The sequence below is a fragment of the Salinivirga sp. genome, assembly GCF_055145285.1.
Map to the genome: position 1 here is coordinate 1 of NZ_JBSRDC010000058.1, position 5,662 is coordinate 5,662.

Genomic DNA, 5,662 nt, shown 5'->3' on the forward strand with positions numbered 1-5,662 from the left:
ATGATACCAAGTAATCAATACAGGCTTGCTCCGATTTAAACATTTCTTCAAATTCCATTTGATCTGCCGGATATTTCATTTCGTAAAGATAAAACTTTACGGGAGATGATCAGATACCCCATTAAATTTAATTCTTAAAAAATGAGCAGGCCGCAAAAGTAGCAAACCTGCCCAATTAAATTATCAATAAACATCAATTTCTAGGTGGTATAAACTGAATTAAACATTACATAATCGGTTGTAAGGTCGGCACCCCAGCCTTTGGCGGCCGATTTACCCTGGTGTAAATCCAGTTTAATGTGTAGGTGCGACTCCCGAAGCAGCTTTTTCATCATATTGCGATCGAACTCCTGCGGTACGCCCTGTTCAAGTACTTTCACCAGTTTTTCATCACTACCGAGATACAAATCTATTTTTTGATAATCGAAAGGGATGCCTGCATTACCTGCAGCTCCGACTATACGTCCCCAGTTTGGGTCACGACCAAACATTGCGGCCTTTACCAGTGTTGAATCTGAGATTTCGCGCACCAAAGTTCTGGCTTCATCAACTTTAGAAGCATTCACTACCTCATATTCTATAAACTTTGAGGCACCTTCGCCATCAGAAACAATTTGTTTAGCCAGGTGGATCATCATTTCCTCGAGATTCTTTTTAAACTCGGCGTAACCTGCGTCCTTTTTGGTTTTAAGTGTATCGTTATTTGCTTTGCCATTGGCCATAACCAGCACCATATCGTTTGTGGAGGTATCTCCATCAACAGTAATCATATTGAATGATTTGTCTGCTGCTTCTTTTACCGTCTCTTGCAGTAATTTAGATTCAATAGCCACATCAGTAACAATAAAAGCCAGCATAGTAGCCATATTTGGATGAATCATCCCGGAACCTTTAGCTATTCCACCCATATTGATTTCGTAACCATCTACACCAAATTCGACAAAACCCTCTTTGGCATAGGTATCTGTTGTAAGAATGGCATTAGCAGCAAACGATCCCGCATTAGATTTTGTGGTAAGCTTACCAACATTCTCGCGAATTCCTTTCACTATTTCCTCGGTTGGAAAAGGTTCGCCAATCAGGCCCGTGGAAGAAACGAGCACTAATTCCTTATCAATTTTAAGCTCTTCGGCCATTGTTTGGGCCATTGCCTCGGCACCCAGGCGCCCTTGTTCGCCGGTAGCTGCGTTGGCATTACCGGCATTAATTACAATAGCCTGTGCTTTACCGTCGGCAATATGTTTCTTAGTTAGGTCGACCGGAGCTGCTGTAACTTTATTTAGCGTAAAAACGCCTGCAGCACTCGCAGGAACATCTGAATAGATCATGGCCAGGTCGCGACGCAACGATTTGATACCCGTATGTGCTCCCCAGCATTTTATTCCTCTGACATTGGTTAAATTCTTAATCATTTCCATGGTATGTATTTTTTGACTTCAAAAATTTTATTATTAACAAATTATTATTCAACAACTTACGGCTGAACCGGAACTAAATTCAAACCTGTTTTTTCTTCAATACCCAGCATAAGATTCATGTTGTGTACGGCCTGTCCGGCTGCTCCTTTCACCAGGTTATCAATTGCAGTAATAACAATTATCATGTTGGTACGCTCATCATAAGTTACATGAATATCGCAGAAATTACTTCCCCGAACATCTTTAGTTGCCGGTGCCTGATTTCGCAACCTGACAAATGGGGCATGCTCATAAAACTGTCTGTAAATATCATTTAGCTGTTCATCGGTTACTTCTTTTACCGGTTTTGCATAAATAGTAGATAATATTCCACGGTCAATGGGTAAAAGATGCGGTGTAAACTGTACGGCAATATCATTTCCGGCTACCGTACCTAACACTTCCTGTATTTCAATGGTGTGCCTGTGTTTTTTAAGTCCGTATGCTTTAAAATTGTCGTTTACATTGGAATATAAATTCACAGGCTTCGATTTAATACCTGCCCCGGTGACACCGGTTTTAGAGTCTACAATTAGCGGGGCGGCTTCAACATATCCACCAGCCAGAAGCGGGGCAGCTCCAAGGATTGCTCCTGTTGGGAAGCAACCGGGATTTGCGACCAGGTTACTCTGCTTAATTTCCTCTGAGAACAATTCAGGCAACCCAAATTTAGCTAATGAAAAACCTTGTGAAAAAGTATGTGTTTTCTGGTACCATTCTTCATAGACTTCAGGTGTTTGTAATCTGAAATCACCTGATAGGTCTACAATCTTAAATGGTTTATTCTGAAACCGTTTCACAAAATCCATTGATACGCCATGTGGCAGTGCAAGAAACACTAAATCAGCATTGGCATCATCAATATCTTCAACCGAATGCAACTTGTAATCTGCAATACCTTGTAAAAACGGGTGTACATCGGTAATATTTTTCCCGGCATAACTTTCAGAAGTAATCATGGTAATTTCTACCTCAGGATGGTTTACCAGTATCCTTATTAACTCTGATCCGGTATACCCGGTAGCACCTATAATAGCAACTTTCTTTTTATTCATGGTTAATCTCTTTTAATGATTGTTTAATCACTTCAACTACTTTTTCCAGCTCTTCATAAGTAATTACAAGTGGCGGCACAAGTCTCAATACGTTACCTGCGGTAGCATTGGCCAGCACACCATGTTCAAGCATTTTCTGAACAAGCGGTTTGGTCTCAAAATTAAATTCAATGCCAATCATTAACCCCTTACCACGAATTTCCTTAATAGAAACTTCGTTTAGCGCCTGAATACGCTCCACAAGCCAGGCCCCCTTTTCATGTGCCTGTTGCACGAGGTTGTCTCCTTCAATAGTTTCCAATGTTGCCAGTGCAGCTGCTGTTGATAGCGGATTACCGCCAAAAGTAGTTCCATGGTCGCCAAAATCTATGGCATCACTTACTTTTTGATTAGAGAGAATAGCACCAATTGGAACACCCCCGCCCAATCCTTTGGCCAGTGTAATAATATCGGGTTTTACGCCATAATGCTCCCAGGCAAACATACGCCCAGTGCGAGCAACTCCACATTGTATTTCATCAAAAATGAGTACAATATCATTTTTATCACAAAATTCACGTAATGATTGCAGAAACTTACCATCAGCTACATTGATACCTCCTTCACCTTGTATGGGTTCAATAATAATAGCTGCAGTGAGGTTCGATGCGGTTTCTTCCACTTTTTTCATATCACCGGCAGGTATTTGATGAAATCCTGCAGGGATAGGTTCAAACCCTTGCTGCATTTGAGGTTTTCCGGTAGCAATTGTAGCCAGCGTTCGGCCGTGAAAAGAACCTTCGAAGGAAATCACCTCTCCTCCACGCCCCTTGCTATGGGCGTATTTTCGGGCTATTTTTATGGCTCCTTCTACAGATTCCGCTCCGCTATTGGAGAAAAACACACGGTCGAGCCCCGACAACGTGGTTAATTTTTCGGATAAACGCACCTGCGGCTCGCTCAAGTAAAAGTTAGAAATGTGTATCAGTTGTGCAGCCTGCTCCTGAATTGCTTTCACCAAAGCAGGATGATTGTGACCAAGACTGTTGACAGCTATGCCAGCCAGTGCATCGATGTATTCGTTACCTTCTACATCCCACACACGGGCACCTTCGCCCCGTTCAAGTGTGATTGGATATCGTTTAAATGTTTGTAAATAGTGTTTCTGATCAAGTTCGTGATAGAATTGATTCGTTTTAGTTGTCATAATTATAGTTTATTTTTTTATGTTAGTACCAATATTAAATACTCCGGCTATTTTTTGTATTTGCCCGGGTTTGGTCCCGTTCACAATTCGGGCTTTTTTAGCTCCTTTATTCAGCGCTATTTCGCACGATTCAATTTTCGGAATCATACCTCCCTGAATAGTTCCATCATCAACAAGCATTTTAAGGTCTGCCAGTTGTATTTCGCTTATGAGTGTAGCAGGGTCGTTTTTATCTTTCATAAGGCCGTCTACGTCGGTCAATACAACGTACTCATCGGCTCCTATGGCTCCTGCCAAATGTCCGGCAAACATATCACCGTTAATGTTGTAACCAACTCCGAATTCATCCGCCGCTGTACAAGATATTACAGGAATAAAATCGTTCTTTAGTAATAAATAAATCAGTTCCGGGTTTACGTAAGCCACGTCACCAACCTGTCCCAAATCGACTGGTGTCATTTTCCCGTCAACTAAAGTTTCATGCCGGCGTTTGCTGGCAATTATGGTTTTACCGTCCTGCCCGGACAGGCCAACTGCCTTGTGTCCCAAACCATTAAGCAAACCAACCAAATGACTGTTAACTTTGCCCTTCAGCGTCATTTCAACATATTCAAAGGCTTCGGGTGTAGTTTTTCGCTGGCCATCGATAAATTCTGACTCAATTCTGGCCTCATTAAGTGCTTGTTTAATAAACGGTCCGCCGCCATGCACAATTACAATATCACAATCTTGTGCTTTAAGCTTACCGATATTTTTCAGTACATCTTTTTTCAGGCGATCATCGCTCATTGCATTGCCGCCATACTTAAACAAAAGTACAGGTTTTGACTCGGGATCTTCGAGTTCCATAAATAATGTTTTTGGTTAACAAATCAGTAAAATATCATAAATAGAGATAGTGCCTATATACTTGTCATATTGGACAATATTGGTACGTTATGATTTCTGAAATTTGTTTCATACAATAGTCAAACCATTAAGTTAGTTGCATTGTTCAAAAAAAATCTTGCTGAAGCAAGCTTCGCGGTATCTGGAAGCTATTAATAAAGATAAAACCTTACTTAATTCCATTTGCAAGGTCATATTTCTTTTTCAAACAATATTTCCCCATTTTCCTGATCAGGAAGTGCTTTAAACTTAAGTTTCTTAAGATATTTATAGTGATGCCTGCTGCGAGCTTCAGCAATAATCTTATCAAAATTCTTTTCTTTAAAGAAGTCCACAAATTTATTGTAGATGTAATAACCGTTTTTAAGATCCCGGTAACGCGGACCAACATAATCTAAAACAACATGCAAAGTATGTTCGTCTTCAGGGTAGGCAATGTATAGTCCGGTTACCTGTGCATCACGCAAAATAAAAAAACAAAATGTATGCTTTTCCGGATTAAACACAAACCCGGGGAAATATCGCTCTACTTCATTTTCATGAAATTTAAGATATCGTTCCAGATATTTGTTATGTGGGCTTACCTCAAGTGTTTCAAAATACTCCTTGCGATTGAGAATCAAATACAGATAATAAATATTGACAAATACAATAAACAGGTTCACAAAACCCACAGGCAGCGAACCAATTAAAAAACCATAAGCTGAAAAGGTGGCAGAACCAATGAGGTTAACGATCCTTAATCTTACTATAGAAGTAAGCATTAATGATATGGCTATCAGTATTGAGGCTAAATAACCAATCCATTCCAAAATATTTATATCCATATCAGAAAACTTTATACAAAGGTGTAAAAAAGATATGAAACAAGCATGATTAAAATAATCATTAAACACACACGAGCAATGATTATTTTAATCATGCGGTTCCATCCCGCCTTTGGCGGGACACTTAAGTTTGGCTAATTTCGCATATAGCAAATAGCAGATGATAAGGCAGGAGCATAGTTTTTCCGGCTTCGTGTTTCAAGTTCCCGTTTCACGAAGCCGGAAAAACTCCTGCATCCCAGAGCCTTT

General features: G+C 40.3%; 5 protein-coding genes. All 5 read right to left on the minus strand.

Annotation, left to right across the window (positions count from 1 at the left end; translation table 11 throughout):
• Positions 1 to 200: 200 nt before the first annotated feature.
• The 5 genes from argJ to ACTB0Y_RS11160 all read right to left on the minus strand — a co-directional run bounded on the left by argJ (position 201) and on the right by ACTB0Y_RS11160 (position 5,413).
• On the minus strand, positions 201 to 1,418 hold the full coding sequence (gene argJ, locus ACTB0Y_RS11140) for a bifunctional glutamate N-acetyltransferase/amino-acid acetyltransferase ArgJ (RefSeq protein WP_463206900.1): 1,218 nt from the start codon (positions 1,416 to 1,418) through the stop codon (positions 201 to 203).
• 56 nt (positions 1,419 to 1,474) lie between these two features.
• On the minus strand, positions 1,475 to 2,512 hold the full coding sequence (gene argC, locus ACTB0Y_RS11145; protein WP_463206901.1) for an N-acetyl-gamma-glutamyl-phosphate reductase: 1,038 nt from the start codon (positions 2,510 to 2,512) through the stop codon (positions 1,475 to 1,477).
• Positions 2,505 to 3,698, minus strand: a complete 1,194-nt coding sequence (locus tag ACTB0Y_RS11150; protein WP_463206902.1) for an acetylornithine transaminase — start codon at positions 3,696 to 3,698, stop codon at positions 2,505 to 2,507. Before ACTB0Y_RS11150 ends, argC begins: the two co-directional genes overlap by 8 nt.
• 9 nt (positions 3,699 to 3,707) lie before the next feature.
• Positions 3,708 to 4,547 carry an acetylglutamate kinase gene (argB, locus tag ACTB0Y_RS11155; protein ID WP_463206903.1) on the minus strand — a complete coding sequence of 280 codons (840 nt, stop codon included), beginning with the start codon at positions 4,545 to 4,547 and terminating at the stop codon, positions 3,708 to 3,710.
• A gap of 230 nt (positions 4,548 to 4,777) precedes the next feature.
• A complete protein-coding gene (locus ACTB0Y_RS11160) occupies positions 4,778 to 5,413 on the minus strand; it encodes a GNAT family N-acetyltransferase (protein ID WP_463206904.1) in 636 nt (211 codons plus the stop codon).
• Between the last annotated feature and the right edge of the window lie 249 nt (positions 5,414 to 5,662).

Bases quoted from the DNA above. Each gene is read 5' to 3' on its own strand.
- argC (WP_463206901.1), bottom strand. From the start codon at position 2,512: ATGAATAAAAAGAAAGTTGCTATTATAGGTGCTACCGGGTATACCGGA.
- argJ (WP_463206900.1), bottom strand. From the start codon at position 1,418: ATGGAAATGATTAAGAATTTAACCAATGTCAGAGGAATAAAATGCTGG.
- ACTB0Y_RS11150 (WP_463206902.1), bottom strand. From the start codon at position 3,698: ATGACAACTAAAACGAATCAATTCTATCACGAACTTGATCAGAAACAC.
- argB (WP_463206903.1), bottom strand. From the start codon at position 4,547: ATGGAACTCGAAGATCCCGAGTCAAAACCTGTACTTTTGTTTAAGTAT.
- ACTB0Y_RS11160 (WP_463206904.1), bottom strand. From the start codon at position 5,413: ATGGATATAAATATTTTGGAATGGATTGGTTATTTAGCCTCAATACTG.